The sequence below is a fragment of the Actinobacillus seminis genome, assembly GCF_002263215.1.
Taxonomy (GTDB): Bacteria; Pseudomonadota; Gammaproteobacteria; order Enterobacterales; family Pasteurellaceae; genus Actinobacillus_B; species Actinobacillus_B seminis.
Genome location: NZ_NLFK01000001.1, coordinates 309,037 through 334,541 on the forward strand (window position 1 = coordinate 309,037; position 25,505 = coordinate 334,541).

21 protein-coding genes and 4 pseudogenes are annotated in these 25,505 nt (G+C 39.6%); 11 read left to right on the plus strand and 14 right to left on the minus strand.

The window, feature by feature from the left end; translation table 11 throughout:
• Nucleotides 1-37 precede the first annotated feature (37 nt).
• The gene (locus CFY87_RS01525; protein ID WP_094945542.1) at nt 38-802 is read left to right on the plus strand and encodes a YdcF family protein; all 765 of its coding nucleotides are present in this window, start codon (nt 38-40) and stop codon (nt 800-802) included.
• Nucleotides 803-859: 57 nt separating this feature from the next.
• Here the strand turns inward: CFY87_RS01525 and CFY87_RS01530 are convergent.
• The 3 genes and pseudogenes from CFY87_RS01530 to CFY87_RS01540 all read right to left on the minus strand — a co-directional run bounded on the left by CFY87_RS01530 (nt 860) and on the right by CFY87_RS01540 (nt 4,758).
• Nucleotides 860-1,790: pseudogene (locus CFY87_RS01530) on the minus strand (Kelch repeat-containing protein).
• A 49-nt stretch (nt 1,791-1,839) separates the two neighbouring features.
• Entirely contained in the window at nt 1,840-3,687 is a 1,848-nt protein-coding gene (locus tag CFY87_RS01535; protein WP_094945543.1) for a TRAP transporter large permease, read from the minus strand.
• A gap of 90 nt (nt 3,688-3,777) precedes the next feature.
• Nucleotides 3,778-4,758 (minus strand): sialic acid TRAP transporter substrate-binding protein SiaP, encoded by a 981-nt coding sequence (locus CFY87_RS01540; RefSeq protein WP_094945544.1) that lies wholly within the window; start codon nt 4,756-4,758, stop codon nt 3,778-3,780.
• Between the two features lie 428 nt (nt 4,759-5,186).
• Here CFY87_RS01540 and CFY87_RS01545 point away from each other — a divergent pair, with 428 nt between their 5' ends.
• The 8 genes and pseudogenes from CFY87_RS01545 to CFY87_RS01580 all read left to right on the plus strand — a co-directional run bounded on the left by CFY87_RS01545 (nt 5,187) and on the right by CFY87_RS01580 (nt 12,125).
• On the plus strand, nt 5,187-5,876 hold the full coding sequence (locus CFY87_RS01545; RefSeq protein WP_094945545.1) for an N-acetylmannosamine-6-phosphate 2-epimerase: 690 nt from the start codon (nt 5,187-5,189) through the stop codon (nt 5,874-5,876).
• Between the two features lie 42 nt (nt 5,877-5,918).
• Entirely contained in the window at nt 5,919-6,821 is a 903-nt protein-coding gene (locus CFY87_RS01550; RefSeq protein ID WP_094945546.1) for an N-acetylmannosamine kinase, read from the plus strand.
• 42 nt (nt 6,822-6,863) lie between these two features.
• Nucleotides 6,864-7,334, plus strand: a complete 471-nt coding sequence (gene nanQ / locus CFY87_RS01555) for an N-acetylneuraminate anomerase (protein WP_094945547.1) — start codon at nt 6,864-6,866, stop codon at nt 7,332-7,334.
• A gap of 32 nt (nt 7,335-7,366) precedes the next feature.
• Complete coding sequence (locus CFY87_RS01560) at nt 7,367-8,230, plus strand: MurR/RpiR family transcriptional regulator (RefSeq protein WP_094945548.1); 864 nt, start codon at nt 7,367-7,369, stop codon at nt 8,228-8,230.
• A 9-nt stretch (nt 8,231-8,239) separates the two neighbouring features.
• Nucleotides 8,240-9,117 (plus strand): annotated as a pseudogene (nanA, locus tag CFY87_RS01565) (N-acetylneuraminate lyase).
• 68 nt (nt 9,118-9,185) lie between these two features.
• Nucleotides 9,186-9,991, plus strand: a pseudogene (gene nagB, locus CFY87_RS01570) (glucosamine-6-phosphate deaminase).
• Nucleotides 9,992-10,008: 17 nt separating this feature from the next.
• Entirely contained in the window at nt 10,009-11,154 is a 1,146-nt protein-coding gene (gene nagA / locus CFY87_RS01575; protein WP_094945549.1) for an N-acetylglucosamine-6-phosphate deacetylase, read from the plus strand.
• An 87-nt stretch (nt 11,155-11,241) separates the two neighbouring features.
• Nucleotides 11,242-12,125, plus strand: a pseudogene (locus tag CFY87_RS01580) (transposase).
• A 235-nt stretch (nt 12,126-12,360) separates the two neighbouring features.
• Here CFY87_RS01580 and ubiG read toward each other — a convergent pair.
• Nucleotides 12,361-13,074 carry a bifunctional 2-polyprenyl-6-hydroxyphenol methylase/3-demethylubiquinol 3-O-methyltransferase UbiG gene (ubiG, locus tag CFY87_RS01585; protein ID WP_094945550.1) on the minus strand — a complete coding sequence of 238 codons (714 nt, stop codon included), beginning with the start codon at nt 13,072-13,074 and terminating at the stop codon, nt 12,361-12,363.
• A gap of 139 nt (nt 13,075-13,213) precedes the next feature.
• Here ubiG and gyrA point away from each other — a divergent pair, with 139 nt between their 5' ends.
• Nucleotides 13,214-15,859, plus strand: a complete 2,646-nt coding sequence (gene gyrA / locus CFY87_RS01590; RefSeq protein ID WP_094945551.1) for a DNA topoisomerase (ATP-hydrolyzing) subunit A — start codon at nt 13,214-13,216, stop codon at nt 15,857-15,859.
• Between the two features lie 63 nt (nt 15,860-15,922).
• Nucleotides 15,923-16,276, plus strand: a complete 354-nt coding sequence (locus CFY87_RS01595; protein WP_094945552.1) for a SirB2 family protein — start codon at nt 15,923-15,925, stop codon at nt 16,274-16,276.
• Between the two features lie 88 nt (nt 16,277-16,364).
• On the opposite strand, the gene yciH is transcribed toward CFY87_RS01595, so the two are convergent.
• The 10 genes from yciH to hisD form a co-directional block, all read right to left on the minus strand.
• Complete coding sequence (gene yciH, locus CFY87_RS01600; protein ID WP_094945553.1) at nt 16,365-16,685, minus strand: stress response translation initiation inhibitor YciH; 321 nt, start codon at nt 16,683-16,685, stop codon at nt 16,365-16,367.
• A 16-nt stretch (nt 16,686-16,701) separates the two neighbouring features.
• Nucleotides 16,702-17,397 (minus strand): orotidine-5'-phosphate decarboxylase, encoded by a 696-nt coding sequence (gene pyrF, locus CFY87_RS01605; RefSeq protein WP_094945554.1) that lies wholly within the window; start codon nt 17,395-17,397, stop codon nt 16,702-16,704.
• Nucleotides 17,398-17,412: 15 nt separating this feature from the next.
• Nucleotides 17,413-18,600 (minus strand): lipopolysaccharide assembly protein LapB, encoded by a 1,188-nt coding sequence (gene lapB, locus CFY87_RS01610; protein ID WP_094945555.1) that lies wholly within the window; start codon nt 18,598-18,600, stop codon nt 17,413-17,415.
• Nucleotides 18,600-18,896, minus strand: a complete 297-nt coding sequence (locus CFY87_RS01615) for a LapA family protein (protein ID WP_094945556.1) — start codon at nt 18,894-18,896, stop codon at nt 18,600-18,602. The genes lapB and CFY87_RS01615 overlap by 1 nt, the downstream gene beginning before the upstream one ends.
• Nucleotides 18,897-18,998: 102 nt before the next feature.
• Nucleotides 18,999-19,283, minus strand: a complete 285-nt coding sequence (locus CFY87_RS01620; protein ID WP_094945557.1) for an integration host factor subunit beta — start codon at nt 19,281-19,283, stop codon at nt 18,999-19,001.
• A gap of 67 nt (nt 19,284-19,350) precedes the next feature.
• Complete coding sequence (gene rpsA, locus CFY87_RS01625; RefSeq protein WP_094945558.1) at nt 19,351-20,994, minus strand: 30S ribosomal protein S1; 1,644 nt, start codon at nt 20,992-20,994, stop codon at nt 19,351-19,353.
• A 106-nt stretch (nt 20,995-21,100) separates the two neighbouring features.
• Nucleotides 21,101-21,787 (minus strand): (d)CMP kinase, encoded by a 687-nt coding sequence (gene cmk, locus CFY87_RS01630; protein WP_094945559.1) that lies wholly within the window; start codon nt 21,785-21,787, stop codon nt 21,101-21,103.
• Nucleotides 21,788-21,939: 152 nt separating this feature from the next.
• Nucleotides 21,940-23,034, minus strand: a complete 1,095-nt coding sequence (gene hisB, locus CFY87_RS01635) for a bifunctional histidinol-phosphatase/imidazoleglycerol-phosphate dehydratase HisB (RefSeq protein ID WP_094945560.1) — start codon at nt 23,032-23,034, stop codon at nt 21,940-21,942.
• A 101-nt stretch (nt 23,035-23,135) separates the two neighbouring features.
• Nucleotides 23,136-24,188 carry a histidinol-phosphate transaminase gene (gene hisC, locus CFY87_RS01640; RefSeq protein ID WP_094945561.1) on the minus strand — a complete coding sequence of 351 codons (1,053 nt, stop codon included), beginning with the start codon at nt 24,186-24,188 and terminating at the stop codon, nt 23,136-23,138.
• Nucleotides 24,189-24,215: 27 nt separating this feature from the next.
• Complete coding sequence (hisD, locus tag CFY87_RS01645) at nt 24,216-25,496, minus strand: histidinol dehydrogenase (RefSeq protein ID WP_094945562.1); 1,281 nt, start codon at nt 25,494-25,496, stop codon at nt 24,216-24,218.
• Between the last annotated feature and the right edge of the window lie 9 nt (nt 25,497-25,505).

Genomic DNA, 25,505 nt, shown 5'->3' on the forward strand with positions numbered 1-25,505 from the left:
TGAGCGTACCCATTTCAAATATCCAATAGGTGGCCTTATGTTTATGTTAGTCAAATTAATTACCACCATTATTCTTCCCCCGTTTAATGTGATCTTGCTTTTTATTTTATCTTTAATTCTCGGCGCGTTTGATTACAAAATCTTAAGTAAATTCACCGCACTTTTAGGCATTTTAATCCTTTATGTGTTCAGCATCCCTTATACTGCACAAAAATTAAATGATAGCCTTGTAATTGAAGATAATCTCACGCTAGAAGATTACCAAACAGCACAAGCTATCGTCGTCCTCGGCGGCGGGCTACGCGACAGCAAAGAATTATTCGGCACGCTCGCAGTACCACAAATTCCGTTGGAAAGATTGCGCTACGCTGCCTTCTTATATAAAAAAACTCATTTGCCGATTTTATTAAGCGGTTCCAGTCCAAATGGCAATTCTGAAGCCAAAGTAATGGAAAAAGAATTACAGGAATTTTTCCACACCCCAACGCGCTGGCTGGAAGAACATTCTTTAACCACCAGTGAAAACGCCACACTGGTGAAAAAATTATTGGAAAAAGAAAACATCAATCGCATTATCTTGGTGACCAACCAATGGCATATGCAGCGTGCAAAATTATTATTTGAAAAACAAGGGTTTGAAGTACTACCTGCCAGCGTCGGCAACGGGATTACGCCAGAATCCTATGAACTTGGCTTGATGCATTTTATCCCGCAAGCCGCTGCCATGCCGGCAAATATGCAAGCGCTAAAAGAATGGATTGGCTATTGGAAAGAAAAGAATTTAAGCCCGAATTCCATCTAATAGGGGCTATCAGATTGGTTTGAGTGTACAAATTAGCCCCCGGACAATGAATGTTAATTATTCTATAACTAATTTTTTACCATTATAAGACAGGGTTTGAACTTTCGTTAATGCTTTACCGCCATCAGTTTCTCCTCCTACAAGAAATACTTTATTTTTGTAACTAAAAGAGATACCCGATGCGATATTTTCCGGCAATTTACCGACAATTTTCCAAGTACCGTTTTTTCCAAGTAATGTTATCTTTGCCAATTGTTCCTAATTCTGTGGTTGGAGTACGTAAGCCGGCTTTTATTTCACCATTCACGACTAACAATGTACCATCTTTCAAGCCAACCACTGCACCGGCACGCGGTAAGAATGGGAATATACCCTCATTACGCCATACATTGGTCGCAGGTTCATAGCTTGCGATTTCCGGCGAAAAGAAGAAATCTTGTGCGCGCAGATTGAAATAAGAATCAAATATCGCTTTTTCTTTCTCTTTATCACCACCTGCGGAACCAACATCTTGAAATAGAACATTCCAGATTTCTTGATTTACTCCTCCAACAAAATAGATTTTTTTGCTATCTGCAACCGCACTTGTTCCCGCCGTTGCCCCTTTTGGTGAACGAGTTTGTAATTTTGTCCAAGTATTGTTAGCCGGATCATAAACATAAGCATCATTAATACTTTCGCTTTTATTATTTACAGTATCTTGAAAACCACCAAATACATAGAGCTTACCGTTCACACCCGCTGCACCGGCTTGATTACGCACCCCTCCCGGGAATGCGGCAATTTCTTTCCATTGTGCATCTTTTTCTTTTAAATTCAATGCGTAAAATTTATCACCACCGGAGCCTAAGCCTACATAAATAGTATCACCAATTAATGCTCCGGCACCTCCTTTGATCCCTATGGGCAAATCAGGATAGACGGCTTGTGCAGAAAATGCGGTTAAGCCTAAAATGAATGTTGCTAAAAAAGATTTTGTCATTTTCATAGAAATACACCTTATTGTTTTAGAAAAGTTTCATTGTTATAAACACACTTTAAGGCATTAATAAGTCAGGTATAAATGTAATAATCTGTGGAAACAGGGTAATTAACACTAATGTGACAAAAATCGGCACTAAAAAAGGTAATACACCTTTAGTTACAGTGGAAACGGTCATATTACCTACACGTGCCACTACAAACAACGCCATTCCCATTGGTGGTGTAAGAATACCAATCATCATATTCAACGTAGTCATCACGCCAAAAAACACAAGATCTATACCAAATTGTTGAGCAATTGGAATAAGCATTGGTAACACAAGGAATTGCAATGCAAGCGCATCAATAAACATTCCTAAAAATAAGAGTAATAGATTGATCATCACCAATACCATTGTCGGACTGTCTGCAATCGCAACAAAGGCTTCCCCAATTCTCATGGCAACTTGTTCACGGGCAATCATATCACCGAAGAATGTTACGGTCATTACCATTAACGCAGTGACGCCTGTAATAGAAATGGTTTCCACACAGCTTTTAAATAAACTTTGCAAGTTCAACTCTTTATAAACAAATTTCCCCACAATAATGGAGTACGCTGCAGCAAAAACTGCCGCCTCAGTCGGGGTAAATAAACCTGAAAAGATACCAACAATAATAAGAATTGGAGTTAAAATTGCCCAAACACTTTCTTTAAACGCCTTGCAGAGTTCCTCTCTCGTTGCTTTACGTGTTTTTGGATAACCTCGTTTTTTGGATACGAAATAATTCATTATCATTAAAGCTATCGTCACCAGCACGCCGGGTACAAACCCCGCGACAAAAAGTTTCGCAATACTTTCATTAGCAATAACACCATAGATAATCATTGCAATACTTGGCGGCACTAATGGACCAATGATACAAGATGCTGCTGTGATGCCGCCACAAATGTCATCATCATAACCGGCATCTCGCATGGCTTTAATCTCTAATTGCCCCAAACCACCGGCATCAGCAAGCGCAGATCCTGACATCCCTGAGAAAATCAAGCTCGCCCCGATATTCACGTGCCCCATACCTCCTGTGTAATGTCCTAATAACGCTTTCGCAAAGGTAAATATTTTTGTGGTAATCCCCCCTGTATTCATCAAAATCCCTGTAAGAATAAAGAACGGTACACTTAATAATGGGAAACTGTTAAGACTATCGACTAATTTATTAGATGCAGAATTAACCACATTCCAACGAGTCATGGCGAAATAAAGCAAGGTAGCAATAAATAACGACCAACCCACAGGGGTACCAAGGAACATAATAATCAACCAAACCGCTAAAACAACATAAACAGCTGAACTTCCCAATTTTATATAATTGGAAATACGAAGCATCTTGAACCACTCCGGTTGAAAGAACAAAATCGCAAAAATAATGACCGCACTTATGACATAAAATATCGCAGGCAAGTAGGTGAATTTATTATTATAGTTTTCAGTTTGTGCCTGTAAAAAACGATAAAACATCAAAATAGAGATGAAAGGTAAACCGGCATACAACCATTTTTCGGAAATACCTAAAGAAACCATTTCAAAACTCGCATCTGCCCAAGTTTTAAAACCAAGATGTACAAATAGCACAACAGAAATAAATATCAAAGTTTGCACAAAAGAGTTTGCTGCTCGGCGAATTCTTTCAGACATTAAGTTCGTGATAAAATCAATATAAACATGCTGTTGACTTCGGATCGCCATACTTATGCCGAACAAACCCGCATAGATAAACAACAAACGCGCCAACTCTTCACTCCAAATAATAGGAGAATCAAAAATCTGACGAGCAACAATTTGCGCTACGAGAATGGCAAAAATGATAAGAAGTAACCCACCACCAAGCCATTCTTCTACTTTGTTGATAAATTTCATAATACCTCCGAAATTGGACTGATTAATCAATATTGGGGATGATATTTAGGGCGTGACTCACCACACCCTACGTTCTAACTTAATCGTCTATTAATCCAATTTAGAGAACTCTTCAATTGCTTTTTTACCGGTCTCTCCCGTACGTTTTATATAGTCATCATAGTACGCTTGTAACGCTTCTTTGAAAGGTTTGAGATCAGGCTCAGTGACGGTAACGCCATGATCTTTGAAAAATGTAATTAACTCGCTTTCACTCTCTTTAAATAATTTAGTGTGGTATTCTGCCGCTTTCGCTGCAGCATCTTTCACGACTTTTTGCAAATCTTCAGGCAAATCATTTAAGGTATCGTTACTGACTAAATAAAGTTGGTCATTTAAAATATGATTGGTTAATGCCAAGTATTTTTGTACTTCATAGAATTTTTGTGCTTGAATAGCAGATAATGGATTTTCTTGACCGTCAACAGAGTGAGTTTGTAATGCTAAATACACCTCTGAGAAGGCCATTGGCGTTGGTGCAGCACCTACATATTTAGCAAATGCGAGATTCGTGGCGGCGTTTGGTACACGTAATTTCAGCCCTTTCATGTCTGCAATACTATTAATTGGACGATTGGATGTAGTTTGGCGAGTACCGTTATAAGCAATACCAATTACTTGCATATTCAAATCCTTGTCAATTTTTGATAATAAATCTTGACCAAATTTGGTATCTAATAACGCTTTTTTCGCTATATCAAAATTTTTGATCATATAAGGTAATGCAAATACCTCAGCTTCAGGATAGAAAAGTTGGAAACGTGCAGACTCGGCAAAAGTAAAATCTAATGCCCCATCTTTCAATTGTTTCAACATGACACGGTCATCGCCTAATTGCGCAGAGGGATAAATGGAAATTTCAATTTTGCCTGCAGATTTTTCTTTCACTTCTTTCGCAAAATACTCTACCGCTTTATATTCATTCGTACCGGTTCCTGCCACCATACCGAATTTTAAATCATAATCCGCAGCAAAAACAGAAGTAGATATAGCAAGAGCTAAGGTAGAAAGGGCTAATTTTGTTAATTTCATAAGGAATCTCCTTGTCAGCATTGAGCATAATTTATTAAGTGGCTTTTAGAAAGTACGGTATAAAAATTTGTTACAATTCATATTTGCTTATCTGGGCTATCGTTATAAAGCAAATAAATCATTTTTTCAAATAAAAATGGAGCTTTATTTCAAAAATGTGAGCAATATCACAACTTGGAGATCTTTTGAAATAATTCTCCAAAATTATTTTTATTTTTAGAAGTAAGAGGCGTATAATTCCTTTACCTTAATTGAATGCTTCAAGATAGTGCTTACATGTCATGCTTAAAAGAAGAACGTGTTACAACCATACGCTGTCTTGCTCAACATGAAATTTAATTTCTGTGTATCTTGGTCATTTATAGTTAAAAGAATATATTCATAATCGCTTAGAAACGATAAATAACCAAGTCAAATTTGGAGTAAATATGTCAAAATTGAGTCATAAAGATAAAGAAGTGCTAAACAAAATCCGTTATGGATTAATTGCATCTTGTCAACCTGTTGATAATGGTCCGATGGATAAACCCGAAATTGTTTCAGCGATGGCGCAAGCATCAATCGTTGGCGGTGCTGTAGGATTACGAATTGAGGGGATTGAAAATTTAAAAGCAACACGCCCAACAATTTCCGCCCCCATTATTGGTATCATAAAACGAGATTTGCCCGATAGTCCTGTACGTATCACTCCTTTTTTGCAAGATATTGAAGATTTAGCTGCTGCCGGTGCAGATATTATTGCGGTAGATGGTACAGATCGCCCACGTCCTATAGACCTTAAACAAGCTGTCGCAAAAATTCATGAATTAGGTTGTCTTGCCATGGCAGACTGTTCAAATTTGGCAGAAGGATTGTATTGCCAAAAATTAGGTTTTGATATTATCGGCAGCACTATGTCCGGTTATACGGGCAACGAAGTGCCTGATAAACCGGATTACCAATTAGTCAAAGACTTAAAGGCTGCGGGTTGTTTTGTTATGGCTGAAGGACGCTATAACACACCGGAACTTGCACGCTCTGCAATTGAAATAGGTGCTGACTGTATAACCGTAGGTTCCGCCCTAACACGCTTGGAACATATTGTAAATTGGTTCGTTACCGCTGTTAAGCAAGTATAAGCTTATGCCGCTACTATAAAAAATAAACAAAAGGAAGAAATTATGCGCTGTTTAGCCATTGATATTGGAGGGACTAAAATTGCTACCGCCCTTGTTGAGAATAACCAAATATCACAACGCCACCAAATTACCTCCCCACAAGAAAATACAGGTATAGCAATGTGCAATACGCTAGCTTGCTTGGTGCAACAATATCAAGGGCAATTTGATTATATTGCTGTCGCTTCTACCGGCATAATTAATCAAGGAAGGTTGACTGCATTAAACCCTAAAAACCTTGGTGGCTTAGCTGAGTTTCCTTTATACAAAGGTTTGGCATCAGTGTCTGATAAACCTATTTTTTTACTTAATGACGTACAAGCGGCTGCTTTTGCAGAATATCAACAGGAAGACCCAAATACGGTACAAAATTTCGTTTTTATTACTGTTTCTACCGGTGTTGGCGGCGGTATTGTACAAAACGGTCATTTACTGACCGAACCAAATGGTGTAGCAGGCCATATTGGACACACTCTTGCCGATCCAAATGAAGTGATGTGTGGTTGTGGTCGCCGTGGTTGTGTAGAAGCTGTTGCGTCCGGGAGAGCGATTGAAGCCATTTCCAGTCAATGGGAGAATCCTTGTTCTCCGAAACAAGTTTTTGAATTATTCCGTAAAAATGATGAAAAAGCGACCGCACTTGTAGAACGTTCTGCTAAGGCTATTGCGAACTTAATCGCTAATTTACGAATTAGTTTAGATACACAAAAAGTCGTCATTGGCGGTAGTGTAGGGTTAGCTGATGGCTATTTATCATTAGTTAAAAAATTTATGCAAAACCAACCGCACTTTTATCATTGTTCAGTACGACCGGCAAAATTTGGCAATGATGCCGGATTAATCGGCGCCGCTGCCTGGGGCAATGCGCAACTGTTACAAAAACAATCTCAAGATACTGGATACTAATCTTTGTATCTCAACACATAACATGAAATAGAAGGATAAAATATGTATATCGGAACTTTAACACGTCAAGATTATAAACGCGATTTACCAAAAGTATTAGCTGATGTTTGTGATTATTTAAAAACAGTAGATTTAACGGCTTTAGAAAATGGTCGCCACAATATTACGAGTGAGATTTTCATGAATGTAATGACCCCAACCACTGATGCAGCTGATCATAAAAAAGCGGAATTACACCGTCGCTATATTGATATTCAAGTTATTATTGATGGTGTTGATGGTATGGAATATGGTCTTGAACAGCCGGATTTAAGCCAATATGAAGATTATCACGAAGAGGAGGATTATCAACTCACCAATGCAGAAATCGCCAATAAAAACTGGATTAAGGTTCATCCACAACAATTTGTTGTCTTCTATCCTTATGAACCACATAAGCCTTGCTGCAATATAGATAATAAAGTAGCGAAACTGAAAAAACTTGTCGTTAAAGTGCCGGTTTCATTACTATAAAAGTACACTTGCTGACTAAAGTAGGAGTTTTTATGGCAAATAATCATATTTTAGAGCGTATTGCCGCTTTGCAGGCAAGTTTAACCAAAACGGAAAAACGTATCGCCGAACACATATTACAAGATCCGGAACTGCTGAATAACTGTTCATTAGCAGAGATTGCGAAAAATATAAAAGTGGGTGAAGCCACAGTAATCCGTTTTTGCCGCACCCTTGGTTTCAAAGGATTTAGTGATTTTAAAATGGATTTTGTCATTGAGCTCGCTACGCAAGAGCAATCTATAACAACCTTGTTAGATACCGATATTTCAAATGATGATGAACCCGAGCTGGTCGCAAATAAAATTCAAATAGCGTTAAATAAAGTCATCAGTGAAACCATTAATCTATTGGATTTCAACGTACTTGAACAAGTCGTTAAGGAAGTGCGTCTTGCCAAACGAATTTTTTTATATGGTGTAGGATCCTCAGGCTTGGTTGCAGAATGGGCAAAAAATAAATTAATGCGGATTGGCATACAAGTTGATGCCGCTAGCGATAATCATTTTATGTATATGCAAGCATCCTTAATGCGTAAAGGTGATGTAGTTATTGGATTAAGTCACTCCGGGCAATCTGCCGAAACAACACACGCACTCGCTATATCTCGTAAAGCCGGCGCAACCACTATTGCAATTACTCATAATTCTCGCTCACCAATCACCAAAGAGGCTGATTATGTTTTGCATAATGGAAATCGACAATATTTGTTACAGGGCGATTCTATGGGAACACAAACCGCACAATCTTTTGTATTAGACTTAATTTACACATTGCTCGTTCAAGCAGAAGAAGAAAAAGCACTGATTGCAAAACAAAAAACCCTTAGTGTTATTTTAGAACAACGTCAAAAATAGGAGAACGTTATGAAAAACTTAAAAGGCATTTTTAGTGCTTTATTAGTTTCATTTAATGAAGATGGTTCCATTAATGAAAAAGGGCTGCGCCAAATTATCCGTCATAATATTGATAAAATGAAAGTAGATGGACTATATGTTGGCGGCTCTACCGGTGAAAACTTTATGCTTTCTATATCAGAGAAAAAGAAATTTTCCGTATTGCAAAAGATGAAGCAAAAGACGATATTGCATTAATTGCACAAGTAGGTAGTGTAAATTTACATGAAGCGATTGAATTAGGTAAATATGCCACGCAATTAGGTTATGATAGCTTATCTGCCGTGACGCCATTCTACTACAAATTCAGTTTTGCTGAAATCCAACATTATTACGATACCATCATCGCAGAAACAGGTAATAATATGATTGTATACTCTATTCCGTTCTTAACCGGCGTGAATATGGGTATTGAACAATTTGGTGAACTTTATAAAAATCCGAAAGTACTCGGCGTTAAATTCACTGCCGGCGACTTCTATTTGTTAGAACGCCTAAAAAATGCCTATCCAAACCATCTTATTTGGGCCGGCTTTGATGAAATGATGTTACCTGCTGCTGCATTAGGTGTAGATGGTGCTATCGGTAGTACATTCAATATTAATGGCATTCGAGCTCGTCAAATTTTTGAACTTACTCAATCAGGTAAACTTGAAGAAGCCCGTTCTCTTCAGCACATCACTAACGATTTAATTGAAGGAATTCTTGCCAATGGTTTATATTTAACGATTAAAGAAATTTTGAAATTACAAGGTGTTGATGCCGGCTATTGTCGTGAACCAATGACCAAAGCGGCAACGGAACAACAGCTTGCTATCGCAAAAGCGTTGAAAGAGAAATATTTATAAAGTTAACCGCACTTTCTATAAGGACTGGTTTTGGGCTCGCCCTATAGAAATATTAAAGGAGTATTGCTATGCGTCTAATCCCCTTACAAACCGAACAACAAGTGAGCCTTTGGGCTGCTCGTCATATTGTAAATAGAATTAATCATTTCAAACCGACAAAAGATCGTCCCTTTGTGCTTGGCTTACCTACAGGCGGCACTCCCCTCAAAACTTATAAGGAATTGATTGCACTTTATCAAGCCGGCAAAGTGAGTTTTGAGCACGTAGTTACTTTCAATATGGACGAATATGTAGGACTGCCGAAAGCACATCCCGAAAGTTATCATTCATTTATGTATAAAAATTTCTTTAACCACATCAATATTCAAGAAAAAAATATCCATATCCTCAATGGTAATACAGATGATCATGATGAAGAATGTCGCCGTTATGAAGAAAAATAAAATCTTACGGTAAAATCCATCTATTTATGGGGGGCGTCGGACAAGACGGGCATATTGCATTTAATGAACCGGCTTCATCTTTAGGCTCTCGTACTCGCATTAAAACTCTGAACACTGATACGCTTATCGCCAACTCTCGTTTCTTTAATAATGACATTAATCAAGTGCCTAAATATGCCCTCACTATCGGTGTAGCAACGCTATTGGATGCCGAAGAAGTAATGATTTTAGCCACCGGTTATAATAAGGCGTTAGCAGTACAAGCCGGTGTAGAGGGAGCAATCAATCACCTTTGGACGATTAGCGCATTGCAACTGCATCGTCATTTCCTATTAGTATGTGATGAACCGGCACAACAAGAATTGAAAGTAAAAACAGTGAAATATTTCACTGAATTAGAGCAACGGGCAATTCATAGTGTATTAAGTTAAACAGAGAGAAAATAATTATGACTTATGCATTAATTAATAGCGTAACTTACACCGGGAGAGAAGTGCTACGAGATTACGCTGTTGTCGTTGAGCAAGATAAAATTAAAGCTATTATTCCCCAACAAGATTTGGACAAAGATATTGAAGCAATTGATTTAAAAGGCAATAATCTCACTGCCGGTTTTATTGATTTGCAACTTAATGGATGTGGCGGAGTGATGTTCAATGACCAAACTTCGCTACAAACCTTGGAAATTATGCAAGAAACCAACTTGAAGTCAGGTACAACAAGTTTCCTACCGACGTTCATTACTTCTCCTGATGAAGACATGAAAAGTGCGGTCAAAATTATGAGAGAATATCTTGCCAAATACAAAAACCAAGCTCTCGGTTTACATTTGGAAGGTCCTTATATTAGCGTTGAAAAGAAAGGGACGCACCAACCACAATATATTCGTACCATCACCCCGGAAATGAAACAATTTTTGCTTGATAATGCAGCTGTGATTACTAAAATCACACTTGCTGCAGAAAATCCAACAGCAGAATTTATCCCGGAGTTTGTGGAAAATGGCATTATTGTATCTATAGGTCATTCAAACACCAATTATGACGTTGCAAAAAAAGCGTTTCGCCGTGGCGCAACATTCGCAACACACTTACATAACGCAATGTCCCCCATCAGCTCAGGTCGAGACATGGGCGTAGTTGGTGCAGTATTAGACTCTTCTAATGTTTATACCAGCGTTATTGTCGACGGTGTTCACGTTTCCTTCGGTAATATACGCATTGCCAAAACGCTCAAAGGAAGCAAACTTTGTATTGTTACTGATGCGCTTGCCGCTGCAGGTTCTAATATTGAATCCTTTACGTTTGTTGGCAAACAAATTTTTGTGAAAAACGGACGCTGTTATGATGCTCATGGCGCATTGAGCGGCTCCTCAATCACAATGATTGAGTCTGTTAAAAATGTGGTAGAACATGTAGGTATTCCATTAGATGAAGCGTTAAAAATGTGTAATCTATACCCTGCCGAAGCGATTAATGTAGAAAATAAACTTGGTTCTGTTGAAATAGGTAAAGTGGCTAATTTGACTGCATTTACACCAGATTACAAAATAATTGGAACAGCGGTAAATGGTCAATGGAAAGAATGCCAATAAAGCAACCAACACTTAAGATAAATCGCCTTTCTGATCTGCCCCCCAAAGTTGGACTAAACAGCCAACAGATTAAGGTGCAGATTTTTTATGACTAAATACAACCAATCTTTCAAACAACAAGTGCTCGAATTTTATTTTCAAAACGGGAAAAATGGCTCACTCACTCGTCAGCATTTTCAGCTGGAGAAAAGCACATTACGTCATTGGATTAACCAATATCATCACTATGGTTTCAATGGGTTAGCTGTTTTAGGTAAGAAGCAAACCTATTCGCCCGAATTTAAATTATCTGTGATACAAGCGGTTAAAAATGGGCAATTTTCTGCAAGAAACGCTTGCTTTCATTTTGGGATTGCCAATTCAGGTATTGGCAGTCAATGGTTACAAGCCTTCGATAAACACGGTATAAAAGGTTTATTACCCAAACCAAAAGGGCGTCCGTCAATGAAACCGAAATACCCGAAAATGCCACCCACCAAAAACTGAGGAAGAACGCTTGCGTTACCGTATTTTAGAGCTTGAAGCGGAGAATGCGATTCTAAAAAAGTTGCAAGAATTCAACCTATGGCTATCGTCGTATCACGCTGATATTGAGAAAAATCCGGACAATCAACCATAAAAAAGTCCAAGCGATAATGCAAAAATTGGGCTTGAAAGGGAAATGCAAACGTCGAAAATATAGTTCGTATCAAGGTAAGGTGGGCAAAATTGCAGATAATTTATTGAAAAGAGATTTTTCGGCTACCGCCCCGAACGAGAAATGGGCGACAGACATCACGGAATTCAAATGTGCGGAAGGTAAGCTCTATTTATCACCGATTAAGGATTTATTTAATGGGGAAATCATCGCCTATGACTTGGCAGAAAGCCCAAACTTTGATGAGTACATTCATTACTACAACAATGAGCGTATTCAAGTGAAATTAAAAGGACTAAGTCCTGTAGAATACGGAATTCAGTCCTTAAGTTAAAGCAGTCTAACTTTTTGGGGGCAGATCTTTCCAGGCGATTTTTATATAAGAAATAGCTCAATCTATTGTGTAATGCACGCTAAATTAATGGAAAAAATGCCTCGGTCAGTAAAATCAAATGTCCCTATTTTATATGACGACTATCCTTATATTACAATAGATAACAAAAATGTAGCAAAAAGCCGAGTTAAATCTTTATGTAAGGCGACACATACTTAATTTTGACCGCACTTTTTTACAATTTCAGCCCAAAACTCGCCATATAATTGGCGCTAACATCATTGTTCAGCCGGAAATTTCCGGTCAGCGGATTGTAGTGATACCCCACCATATTTCGACATTCTAAATTAGCACGATCCGTCCAATGCAATAATTCCGCAGGTTTGATAAATTTGTCATAATCATGCGTACCTTTCGGTAGCATTTTAAGCACATATTCCGCCCCCAACACCACCAGCATCCACGCTTTGAAGGTACGATTGATAGTGGATAAAAACAGGGTTCCATTAGGTTTTAACAAGGCTTTGCAAGCATTGATAACGGAATCCGGATGCGGAACATGTTCCAGCATTTCCAGGCAGGTGATTACATCAAATTTTTCCGCTTGAAGTGCGGTTCGTTTTTGTAAAAAATCTTCGACCGTGGTTAATTGGTAATCAATTTGTAAACCTTGTTCTTGCGCATGTAATTTCGCCACGTCCAATGGCGCAACACTCATATCAATTCCGCTCACATTTGCACCGCACTTTGCCATCGCTTCCGACAAAATTCCGCCACCACAGCCCACGTCCAGTACCATTTTGCCTTGTAACTCCTTGGCTTGCTGTTGAATATAAGCTAAACGCAGCGGATTAAGTTGGTGAATAGGTTTAAAATCGCCTTGCGGATCCCACCAACTTTTCGCCATTTTCTCAAATTTTTCAAGTTCTTGAGGATCAAGATTTTGCATGATTATCCTTTTGTTTTTCGCCGTTTACATTCCCTCTATTATTCCCTAAGTGCGGTAAAAATTCACTATAAAATTAGAGGAACAGCATAATTTATGCTATAATTTCGCTAATTTTTTGTATGTTATTAGGAAATTCTAAATGGCGAGTTTAGTCCCAAATGTCACTCCTGTAAGTATTGAGGAAGAATTAAAATCTTCCTATCTTGATTATGCCATGTCCGTGATTGTCGGACGGGCGTTGCCTGATGTGCGTGACGGTTTAAAACCGGTTCACCGCCGCGTATTATATTCAATGGATCAAAATGGCAATACCTATAATAAAGCTCATATTAAATCTGCGCGTGTGGTTGGGGATGTTATCGGTAAATACCATCCTCATGGCGACAGCGCGGTATATGATACTATTGTACGGATGGCGCAACCATTTTCTCTACGTTATATGTTGGTTGATGGGCAAGGTAACTTCGGTTCGGTGGACGGTGACTCGCCGGCGGCAATGCGTTATACCGAAGTACGGATGCAAAAAATCACCCAAGAATTATTGACCGATCTAGACAAAGAAACCGTGGATTTCTCGCCAAATTATGATGGCAAAGAAATGATCCCTGATGTATTGCCAACTAAAATTCCAACCCTTTTAGTCAATGGTTCTTCCGGGATTGCCGTCGGCATGGCAACCAATATTCCGCCACACAATTTAGCAGAAATATTGGACGGATGTTTAGCATATGTGGATAACGAAGAAATTACCATTGACGAATTAATGCAATATATTCCGGGTCCGGATTTTCCAACTGCTGCGCTCATCAACGGACGCAAAGGGATTGAAGAGGCTTATAAAACAGGGCGCGGAAAAGTTTATGTGAGGGCGAAAGCGGAAATTGAAAAAAATGATCGTGACCACGAACAAATTGTGATTACGGAATTACCTTATCAAGTCAATAAAAAAACCTTAATCGAAAAAATTGCTGATTTGGTCAAAGATCGCAAACTGGAAGGCATTAGCGAAATCCGCGATCTTTCCAAAGAAGATATTCGCGTAATCATTGAAATTAAACGTGATGCGGTTGCCGAAGTGGTACTCAACCACCTTTACTCATTAACCCAAATGCAAGTTACCTTTGGGATCAACATGGTCGCGTTGGATCATGGTCAACCAAAATTATTGAATTTAAAACAAATTATCGCCGCCTTTATTAAACACCGTCGCGAAGTTATCACGCGCCGCACCGTGTTTGATTTGCGCAAAGCCTGCGATCGGGCGCATATTTTAGAGGGGTTAGCGGTTGCACAAGCAAATATTGATAAAATCATTGATTTAATCCGTAACTCCAAAACACGTGCTGAAGCGGAACAAAAACTGTTGGATACAAAATGGAGTGCAGGCGATTCTGCCCAAATGTTAGCATTTGCTGAACGGATCAAATATCCACAAGGACTGCCAACTAAATTAGGAAAAGAAGGCAATGTTTATTGTTTGTCAGAGGTACAAACTAAAGCAATTTTAGAATTGCAATTACACCGTTTAACCAGTTTGGAAAAAGAGAAAATCTTTGATGAATACAATGAAATTATCGATATCATCAATGAATATTTATATATTCTCAACAGCGCTGAACGCTTAAAAGAAGTGTTATGCGAAGAATTGGAAAAAGTAAAAGCAGATTTTGCCGATAAACGTCGCACGGAAATCACTACAGCATCCAGCGATATTAATTTAGAAGACTTAATCGCTCAAGAAGACGTTGTGGTTACCCTTTCTCACGAAGGCTATGTCAAATATCAACCGCTAACCGTCTACGAAGCACAACGCCGTGGCGGTAAAGGAAAATCGGCAACGAAAATGAAAGAAGAAGATTTTATTGAGCGCTTATTGGTCGCCAATACGCACGATACGATCTTGTGTTTCTCCAGCCGCGGACGCTTATATTGGTTAAAAGTATATCAGTTGCCGCAAGCCAGCCGCGGTTCGCGCGGGCGTCCAATCGTCAATATTTTACCGTTGAACGAAAATGAGCGTATTACTGCGATCTTACCGATTACAACTTATGAAGAAAATAAATTTGTCATTATGGCAACCGCTGGCGGTATGGTGAAAAAAATCGCCTTAACAGAGTTCAGTCGTCCTCGTTCCAGCGGCATTATTGCCCTGAATTTGCGTGATGAAGACGAATTAATCGGCGTAGATATTACAGATGGTAACAACGAAATTATGTTGTTTTCATCACAAGGTCGCGTGGTTCGTTTCAACGAAAATGCGGTGCGCGCCATGGGACGTGCCGCCACCGGGGTACGCGGAATTAAATTGGCATTAACCAATGAGATTTCAGATGATGAAAGTGCGGTCGAAAATGAAGACGTTTCGGAAGAACATGACGGCACCTTAGATTTAAATATCGATAAAGTCGTCTCTTTAGTCGTACCGAAAAATCAAGGCGAAATTCTCACTGCCACACAACATGGTTATGGTAAACGTACCGCCTTAGACGAATACCCGACAAAATCGCGGAACACCAAAGGAGTGATTTCGATTAAAGTCAGCGAGCGTAACGGAAAAGTGGTCGCCGCAACGCAAGTTGAAGAGAATGATCAAATCATGCTGATTACCGATGCCGGTACCTTGGTCAGAACGCGTGTCAACGAAGTCAGTATCGTCGGACGCAATACTCAAGGGGTTCGCTTAATTCGTACTGCTGAAAACGAACAATTAGTCAGTTTGGAACGAATCTGTGAAGTGGACGAAGACGAATGTGACGAAAATGCGGTTGAAAATTCGGAAGAATAATCACTTTTTACCTACGGTTAGCATTGTGCTAACCGTTTTTCTCTTTAATGACTTGGGTTAAATATGTCAATTTTCTTACTTGTTTATGTGCATCTTATTTGCGCTATTATCAGTTTATTGTTACTGCTTATCCGTGGCGTAATGCAATTGTCCGACAAAAATTGGCGGGCGATAAAACTGCTGAAAATTCTACCGCACTTAAGTGATACCTTATTAATTTTAAGTGGCATGGGCATTATCGCCATGTTTGGTTTTCATGTACCGCCGTGGGGGCTCATTAAAATTGCCTTATTGATATTATATATTATTTTCGCAGCTAAATTTTTCGGCAAAAACAGCATACAACCTAAATCAACTCATTTTATACTCGCGCTTGTCAGCTTCGCCTTGGCGGGTTTAGTTGGATTTTTCCACTAAAATTTTCCCTAAAAGACAAAAATGTTTGTAGGTTACCCTACAAACATTTTTTATTTCAGCTTCGCCATATAACTTGTGGTAGTCTTGCTTAGCCGCCAGCCAATTTCACTTTAAAGCCTTTCTGTTCCAACAACTGTTTCAACAATTCCCTTTTATCGCCTTGAATTTCAATTCCACCTTCTTTCACCGCACCGCCACATCCGCAACGTTTTTTCAGTTCAGCAGCCAACTGTTTCAACTCTGCTTCCGGTAAATCCAATCCGTTGATCACACAAACACCGCTGCCTTTACGACCGCTAGTCTGGCGCTGAATGCGCACAATACCGTCGCCCTTTGGGCGTGCTACCGGTTGCGGTGCCGCTTTTATTTTGCCGCTTTCGGTAGAATAAACCAATACACTTTCTGACATGGCTTCCTCAATTCAATTAGTCAGCAATAGAAGCATTGATTGCGCGTAATACTTCCACCGGATTATCTGCTTGCGTAATCGGGCGGCCAATAACTAAATAATCGGACCCCGATTGAATTGCCGCATTTGGCGTCATCACGCGGCGTTGATCACCAAAATCGCTACCAATTGGGCGAATGCCCGGCGTCACTAATTTGAAATCTTTTCCGCATTCCGCACGTAAAATTTCCACTTCTTGTGGCGAACAAACCACCCCATCTAAACCGGCACGCTGGCTTAATCTCGCCAAACGAATGACTTGTTCCATTGGCGATGCATTAATACCGATTTGTAATAAATCTAAATCTTCCATACTGGTAAGTACAGTAACACTAATTAAAATCGGTGCATCTTTACCATAAGGTTCAAGAATTTTTTTCGCCTCTTCCATCATGTGGAAACCACCGCTGGCGTGTAAATCCACCATCCATACTCCCAAATCAGCGGCAGATCTGACCGCTCTTGCGACCGTATTCGGAATATCGTGAAATTTCAAATCTAAAAATACATCAAAATTACGTTGATGAAGTTGTTTAACAAACTGGGTTCCCAATGTTGTAAACATTTCTTTACCCACTTTCAAGCGACATAATTGCGGATCAATTTGATCCACTAATGCCAAGGCATGCTCTTCTTTTTCATAATCCAGTGCAACGATAATTTTGCTGCTCATATTATTTTCCTCTCATTAATTATGCTCAATTCCACGAATCGGTTTGATACTTTCCCATTGACGACAAGACGGACAACACCAAACTAATTTATGGGTTTGATAACCGCAATTGGTACAACGATAATCAAACCCTTGTTTGATACGCTCCCCTACCATTTTATGTAATAAAATCAAACTCTCTTTTGCCCGCCCTTGTTCGGCAGTATCAATTTGGTACTTAATAAAGCGATGGAACAAAAAGGTACTCGGATTTTGTGTCAACCGATGATAAAGCTTGCCTTGTGCGGCAGAGATCCCGTCTTTTTTCGCAATCAAATCCACTAAAGCTAAATCCACATCACTATCGTTACAACTGCTCGCTTTAATTAAAAATAATTCAAAATTATCTAATTGCGCCAATTGTTCATAGCAATATTTCAACGAAGGCAAAATCTCACTAACATAATTTGCATTATGCGTTAAAACATTCTCTAAGTTTCTGATCGCACTTTGATAATCTTGCTCGGCAATAAAACACTCGGCTAATAAAATCGAGGCGCGAACACAAGTTGGTGACACCTCCAAGGCTTTTTGTAATAGAGCTTTTGCTTTTTCTTTATCGGTATGTGAAATGTTTAAGGAATATTCGCAGTAATAATGTGCCAATTCCACATTATTAGCGATGTGTGAGATTTTGGCTAATTTCTCTGCCACATTAATCGCTTTTTTCCACTCTTTCGTTTTTTGATAAACCACCGCTAATTGCTGCAATGCATTTTCAGCAAACTCCGGCTCATCCACTAAAGCAATATAAAAGTTTTCGGCACGATCAAAAAAACCAACTGCCATAAAATCTTTGGCAAGCTGTTGTTTTGCCAATAGTTTTTGCTCAAAAGAATAATTTGGACTACGTTCTAAAGCTTGGTGAATACGCAAGGCTTTATCCACTTCACCGCGTGAACGGTACAAATTTCCCAACGTCAATTCCGCTTCAAATTGCGAATGGCTTTCGATTTCGTTTTCTTCTTCTTGTTTTTGCAACATATTCAAAAATAAATCAACCGCTTTATCAGGTTGATTTGACAAAAGAAGATTAACCCCTGTCACATAGTCACGAGAAAGTTTATTACTAACATCATCTTGGTCTCTTTTTGCACTACGATGCCCCATATACCAACCGTAAGCAGCAGCAATAGGCAAAAGTAAAAAGAGCAATTCAAGCATTACTGCACTGCCTTATCTCGACTTGTCGTTAATTCGTTAATTTGTAAAGTTTGACGCTTAATTTGACGAGTTAAAGAAAGATTTTTTAATTTTAATTTTAGGTAAAATAATCCAGTAATCAACCACCCTAAAATCAATCCTAAACCAAATAAAATGGCAACCAATGTAGAAAGCTGAAATTCACTTTGTGCAACGATATAATTGAAACTGATCACTTGATCGTTATTTGCTCCAATCGTGATCGCCACCAGCACCACCGCCAATAATACGATAAATCCTAAAATGTATCTGATCATACTATTCTTCTATCCTTCTTAGAATACAAACAGGTCTCATTATGCCAAATTTTACTATAAAAAACGACACTTAAAGTGTCGTTATTGTTAGTAAAAAGCAAATTATGATTGAACGTCAACACGTTCTCTAAGTTCTTTACCCGCCTTAAAGTGTGGTACACTTTTGGCTTCTAATCTAACCTGATCGCCTGTTTTCGGGTTACGCCCGACTCGAGGTTGACGAAAATGTAGGGAAAAACTGCCAAATCCGCGTACTTCAATACGATCTCCTTTCTCTAAAGTATATGACATTTGCTCTAAAATATTCTTTACCGCAACTTCCACATCTTTTACTGATATTGTTGGATTTTTTTTAATCAAATTTTCAATCAGCTCTGACTTAGTCATATTCTCTTTCTCCTAACTTTGCGCCATATAGGTTGGTGCGGAAAATTCCGCACCACAAGGGAATTAATTATTCACCTTTAGCCGCTTTAAAAGCTTCAGCCATTGCATTTGGAATAGCAACTTCTTCTTTATTCACACTTGCAACTGCTGCAGCTTCTTCTGCCTGATCTTTCGCTTTTACAGATAAGTGAACGATACGTGCTTTACGATCTACTCCAGTATATTTCGCTTCAACCACATCACCTACAGCCACTTCTTCTGTTAAATCAGATGCACGGATATAACCTTCTACACCGTGGTCTAATTCAACTTTCACTCCTTTGCTATCAGCTTCAACAACTTTAGCACTTAATACCGCACCTTTTTTGTTTACTGCAACAAAGTTGTTAAACGGATCTTCTTCAAGTTGTTTGATGCCTAAAGAAATACGTTCTTTTGCTGAATCCACTTGTAAAACTACTGCAGAAACTTCATCACCTTTTTTGTAGGTACGAACAGCTTCTTCGCCCGGCATACTCCAAGAAATATCGGATAAATGAACTAACCCGTCGATTCCACCTTCAAGACCAATGAAAATACCAAAATCAGTAATAGATTTGATTTTACCGGAAACTTTGTCACCTTTATTGTGAGTTTCAGCAAATTGTAACCATGGGTTAGGTTTACATTGTTTTAATCCTAAAGAAATACGACGACGTTCTTCGTCAATTTCCAATACTATTACATCAACAATATCACCTAAACTTACTACTTTAGACGGATGAATATTTTTGTTGGTCCAATCCATTTCGGAAACATGTACTAAACCTTCAACGCCATCTAAAATTTCAACGAAACAACCATAATCAGTTAAGTTAGTCACTTTACCGGTTAATTTGCTGTTAACCGGATGATTTTCAGCAATTGCAACCCAAGGGTCTTGACCTAATTGTTTTAAGCCTAAAGATACGCGAGTACGATCTTTGTCGAATTTCAATACCTTAACAGTAATTTCATCACCTACATTCACGATTTCGCTCGGATGTTTAACACGTTTCCACGCCATATCAGTGATATGTAATAAACCATCAACACCACCCAAATCGACAAATGCACCGTAGTCTGTTAAGTTTTTGACGGTACCTTTTACTTCAGAACCCTCGGCAAGATTGGCTAAAAGCTCTTCACGATCTTGGCTGCTCTCAGATTCAATTACCGCACGACGTGAAACAACCACATTGCTACGTTTTTGATCAAGTTTGATCACTTTAAATTCTAATTCTTTACCTTCAAGGTGTAAGGTATCGCGTACAGGACGAGTATCGACTAATGAACTCGGTAAGAATGCACGAACACCGTTTAACTCAACTGTGAAACCGCCTTTCACTTTACCGTTGATTAAACCTACTACTGTAGCTTGTTCTTCGTATGCTTTTTCTAACTCGATCCAAGATTCGTGACGAACTGCTTTTTCACGAGAAAGTTTAGTTTCACCGTAACCGTCTTCTACTGCGTCTAAGGCAACATTGATAACGTCGCCTACTTTAACATCTAATTCGCCTTGTGCATTTTGAAATTCTTCAGCCGGAATACGCGCTTCAGATTTCAAGCCGGCATCTACATACACGAAGCCTTTTTCAATAGCAACAACGGTACCGTTAACGATAGAACCTAAACGGGTTTCAAGGTCTTTTAATGATTCTTCAAATAGTTGAGCAAAAGATTCTGACATAATTAATCTTCTAAATTTAAGTTAATAACGTCCACTTCTTATCCATCAAAAAGTGGGGCTGATAATAAAAGTTTATTCATTCCATGAATAAACGGAACTATATAATTTAAGCTATAATATCAAGACGTTGTCTGATATAAGCGAAAGCTTGAGCAATCATCTCATCAATACTTAATTCGGTACTGTCAAGAAGTAACGCATCTTCTGCCGGTTTCAGCGGCGCCACCTCGCGATTTCTATCGCGAAAATCACGCGCTTTAATCTCGGACAAAATCTGTGCAAAGTTACCACTAATCCCATTATTTTGCAACTGTTTATAACGTCTTTTCGCTCTTTCTTCCGCGCCGGCATCTAAAAACAGTTTGACTTGCGCCTCAGGAAATACAACCGTTCCCATATCTCGCCCGTCAGCAATCAATCCCTTCCCTTTCTCAGCGAAGTCTTGTTGCACTTGTAATAACGCGGTTCTCACCCGTGAAAACACCGCCACTTTTGACGCCGCTTCTGCCACATCTTGAGTACGAATTTGTTGGCTGACATTCTCCCCGTTCAACACAATTTGCACTTCCCCATTTTGCGGAACAAATTGAATAGCCAAATTTTTAGCTAATTGTTCTAATGCTATTTCATCATTTAAATCGACCGCACTTTTTAGCGCCGCCAAAGCGGTTACTCGATAAATCGCGCCACTGTCTAATAATTCAAAGCCCAATTTTTCCGCTAACGCATAACAAAGCGTCCCTTTTCCCGCACCGCTCGGACCATCTACTGTAATAATGACACGTTTTTGCATAACTCTCTTCTATGAAAACTAAAAATAGCCATATTCTATGCTTGAAACAGAAAAATGGCAAAATGAAATATATTTAATTTTTCATAACGCTTGCTAAGCAAAAATATTAACCCCATTAAAACCTACTGTTCTCTTTATTTCCAGTACAGAAATCATAGTACCCCTTTCGAACTTGGCATCTCGTTTCCTTCGATACGAATCGCTTGTCTTAATGTACGTCCAAATACTTTAAATAAACTTTCAATTTTATGGTGATCATTATCACCTTTGACTTTCAGATGCAAGGTAGCAAGCATAGTAAATGCAATAGATTGGAAGAAATGCTCGGTTAATTCCGTACTGAAATCACCCACTTTATCCCGTTTAAATACGGCTTTAAATTTGATAAATGGACGACCGGAAAGATCCATAGCACATTGCGCTCGGCATTCATCCATAGGGAGAACAAAACCAAAACGCGCAATGCCGCGTTTATCGCCGATAGCTTGTTTTAACGCGCAACCCAACGCTAGCGCAGTATCTTCAACGGTATGATGTTCATCAATCCAGAGATCACCTTTGCATTGCACATTCATTCTAAAACCGCCATGAGTGGCAATTTGATCAAGCATGTGATCAAAAAAACCAACACCGGTATTGATTTGGTTAATACCGGTTTCATCCAGCCAAACTTGTACTTTGATATCGGTTTCTTTAGTTTTACGGACCACTTCCGCATAGCGCGGCGTACGCTCACCAATATTGGTCACCGCCTCCCCCAGCAATTTTTCACTAATCAAATCCCAATTTAATTTTTCGGGATGATACTGAAGCGCACGAATACCTAAGTTTTCCGCCAATTGCACATCTGTCGCACGATCGCCAATCACAAAACTGGTTGCCGGCTCAAACAATTTGCCATCAATATATCGTTGCAATAATTTGGTTTTCGGTTTGCGGCAATCACAATTATCTTCCGGCTTGTGCGGACAAATCAACACCTCATCAAATTCAATGCCTTGCGAGCGAAACAGCGCTATCATTGCATTATGCGGTTTATCAAAATCTTCCTGTGGAAAAGAATCCGTCCCTAAACCGTCTTGATTACTCACCATCACAAAACGGTATTTCTGTTTTAATTTAAGCAATGCCGGAATCACATTCGGCTCAAAATTCAGCTTCTCAAGGCTATCAATTTGAAAATCCGTTTTCGGTTCATCAATTAACGTACCATCACGGTCGATAAATAAAATAGATTGTTGTGTCATTTTGTTTCCTCGTAGGATAGACTTACTCGCCCACCATCAATATACATAAAGTGCGGTTAATTTTTGAATTTTTTTGGAAGGTTAACAAAGCCATTTTACAATCACACTTGTTTAATCGCTTCGATAGTTCTCTCCAATTCCGCTTTTGTTCCCACCGTAATCCGAATACAATTTTGCAATCCCAACGCTTTGTGTTGATCACGCAAGATAATCCCCTGATCCCACAATGCTTTAAATACTTTCGATCCGTCTTGAAATTTCACCAATACATAATTCCCCTCACCGGCAAACACTTTTTCCACTATCGGCAGCGTTTCCAATTGTTGCTGCAATGACGCACGCAGTTGCAAGACTTCTTCCACCCGTTGTGTTACATTTGCAATTCCTTGTGGTTGCAGCGCTTGAGCAGCAATGTCCGCGACAGGAACCGGCAATGGATAAGGCGCGATCACTTTCTGCAATACACCGATCAACTCCGCATCGGCAAGAGTAAAACCGCAGCGAAGTCCGGCAAGAGCAAAGGCTTTAGAAAGTGTGCGGATAATGGCTAAATGTGGATAATTTTTTAATTCTGCTACCATCGTCGCTTGCGGGCAAAAATCAATATAGGCTTCATCCATCACCACAATCGCTTTACCGGCAGTCATGGCTAATAATTCAAGTAAATCCGCACGATTAACCAGCGTACCCGTCGGGTTATTCGGGCTACACACAAAGATCACTTTGACACCATCAAGATTTTTTTCAATTTCAGGCAAATTCAGTTGAAAATCCGCGGTTAATGGAACCCTTTTGAGTGCAATACCACAAGTTTCCGCAGAAACGCCATACATGCCATAGGTCGGTGGGCAATAAAGGACGCTATCGTTTTGCTCACAAAAGGCGCGAATAATCAGTTCGATACTTTCATCACCTCCACGAGAAACCAATACGTTTTCCGGCGCAACGCCGGCATAAGCCGCATAGCCTTCAATCACTGCTTGCGGTTGCGGTTCAGGATAACGATTAAAAGTGCGGTTAATTAAATCAAAGTTTGGCGAAAGCGCATATTCATTGGCATTTAGCCATACATCTCCAGACCCGCCCAAACGTCGTGCTGATTGGTATGGGGTAAGGGCTTGGACATTTTTTCTTGAGAGTTGTGAGATTGTCATCTTCTTTTCCTGTTCTATTATATTCCCTTAAGCGAGTTTCGCTAAACGAATACTCACCGCCTGTTTATGCGCATCCAACTGTTCGGCAGCTGCCATTAACTCCACCGTTTTCGCCAGATCTTTAAACCCTTGCGACGAGAGTTCTTGTACGGTCATGCGCTTACTGAAATCCGCTAAACCAAGGCTGGAATAAGTTTTGGTGTAACCGTAAGTTGGCAAAACATGGTTAGTTCCGCTAGCATAATCACCCATACTTTCCGGACTGTATGCACCTAAGAAAATTGAGCCGGCATTATCCAAACTGTCCAATAAAGCACGCGGATTTTCGGTTTGTACAATCAAATGTTCCGGTGCATACTGATTACTGATATCCACCGCTTGTACCAAATCTTGCGCAATAAACGTACGGCTGTGCGATAAGGCTTTACGAGCAGTTTCCACACGAGGCAAAGAGGCTAATTGTTGTTCCAATGCCACATTCACCGCCTCCGCCAAGGACTGGCTTGGTGTAACCAAAATCACTTGGCTATCAGCGCCATGTTCTGCTTGGGAAAGCAAATCACTTGCCACAAAATCCGGATCAGCAAATTCATCCGCAATCACCAACACTTCCGACGGACCTGCCGGCATATCAATGGCTGTTCCTTTTTGCACCACTTGACGCTTCGCTTCTGTCACAAACGCATTGCCCGGTCCAAAGATTTTATCCACTTTTACTACGGTTTCCGTGCCTTTTGCCATGGCAAAAATCGCCTGCGCCCCACCAACGGGATAAATTGTTTCGACACCGCAAAGATTGGCGGTATAAAGAATTTCATCAGCAATCGGCGGCGGTGAACAAAGTACAATTTTTTTACAGCCAGCAATTTTTGCCGGAACAGCAAGCATCAATACGGTCGAAAAAAGTGGCGCCGAACCGCCCGGAATATATAAACCGACACGGGAAATCGGGCGTGTCACCACTTGGCAACGCACGCCTTTTTGTGTTTCAATATCTACGCCTGACGCTTGCTGCGCACGGTGAAAAATTTCGATATTTGCTTTGGCATTTTGAATAGCTTGTTTCAATTCTGCCGGAATGCGCTTACCGGCTTGCTCAATTTGCGTTGCGGAAACCACTAAACTTTCCAGCGTTGTTTTGTCAAATTTTTCCGCTAATTCAAATAATGCCGCATCCCCACGGCTTACTACTAAATTCTCAATATTTTCCACCGCACTTTTAATTTCATCAGATGCGGAAATCGCCGGACGTGTCAAAGCTTGCTGTTTTTCCTTTTCGGTTAATGTATTCCAAATTAAGGTTTGCATATTTTTTCC